The sequence below is a fragment of the Okeania sp. SIO2B9 genome (genome assembly GCF_010672505.1).
Lineage (GTDB): Bacteria > Cyanobacteriota > Cyanobacteriia > Cyanobacteriales > Microcoleaceae > Okeania > Okeania hirsuta.
The window spans coordinates 1-1021 of record NZ_JAAHGK010001822.1 but is presented as its reverse complement, the minus strand read 5'-3'; the positions used below and the strand labels follow the sequence as shown (position 1 = coordinate 1021).

Annotated in this window: 1 protein-coding gene and 1 pseudogene; one reads left to right on the top strand and one right to left on the bottom strand. The window is 31.6% G+C overall.

From position 1 onward, the window contains the following. Window positions 1–456 (top strand): hypothetical protein (locus F6K13_RS34720; RefSeq protein ID WP_287290189.1); only part of this gene is annotated, 456 nt, incomplete at its 5' end. 54 nt (window positions 457–510) lie between these two features. On the opposite strand, the pseudogene F6K13_RS34715 reads toward F6K13_RS34720, so the two are convergent. Further along, a pseudogene (locus F6K13_RS34715) lies at window positions 511–831 on the bottom strand (transposase); the annotation flags it as partial. Between the last annotated feature and the right edge of the window lie 190 nt (window positions 832–1021).

Genomic DNA, 1021 nt, shown 5'->3' with positions numbered 1-1021 from the left:
TATTTTATGATGGCTTATGTGGAACCAGAAATCATTATTTCTAAAGCTTCAAAAATTTTAACCTCTGGAGGTTTGTGTTCCATTGCTACTTCCACACTTGGTTCTTTTAAAAATCTTCAGATACTTGCTAATATAGGAAATTTAATAAATAAATTTTATGGCTTTTCCAAGATTTCTACAGATGATAATGTGAAAATTCCTAAGAATGAAAAGAAATTAGAATCTTTATTAGAAAAATATGGATTTGCTATTATAGCTCAAGAAATCTGTGAAGAAAAAGTAAAGTTTACTGATTTATATCATGTGCATAATTGGGGGGTTAATTCTGGTTGGCTAACTCAAATTTTAGCCCCAATTACCAAAGTACAACTTGATAAAGCAAATTTTTTCTTGAAATACTTTTTTCCTTTAGAAGACACATTCAAAAGTGCTATAATTCTTGCTCAGAAACAATAATATAGTAGTTCTTGTTGTTAGCACTGCATCAATCAAATTGAAAGTAATACAACACTACACACATACATTAGGACAGTTTTTGAACGCGGCGTCTACACATTCTCCTACAGTCTCAAATTCTTTAAGTCTTTGTTTCATCCATGTTTTTAAGACAGCCCACCAATTCTCTATCTTATTCAAATCTGGTGAATAAGGTGGTAAATACCAGATTTCGCATTCTGCCTCTTCAACAATTTCTCTGATAGACTCCCCTTGATGAAAACTGGCATTATCAATAATAATAATGTCTCCCGGCTCTAATTGAGGTAGCAAACAGTTTTTTAACCAACTTTCAATCTATACTTTATTGCACGAACCTTGAAAAGTTAAAAGAGAGCCTCATAACTAAGAGGTTCTTTTTGTTTAGAGAATAGTTTGTATAGCAGAAGAAAGAATCAGGAAAAATATTGCGTTGCCTGAGTCTTAAACTTTTGATCTGTCTTAACCTTTCCTTCGACTACTATAAACAAAAGATTAAGTAGCGTGTGTGATAGTATGCTTACCATTTTTGGAATAATTGTAAATT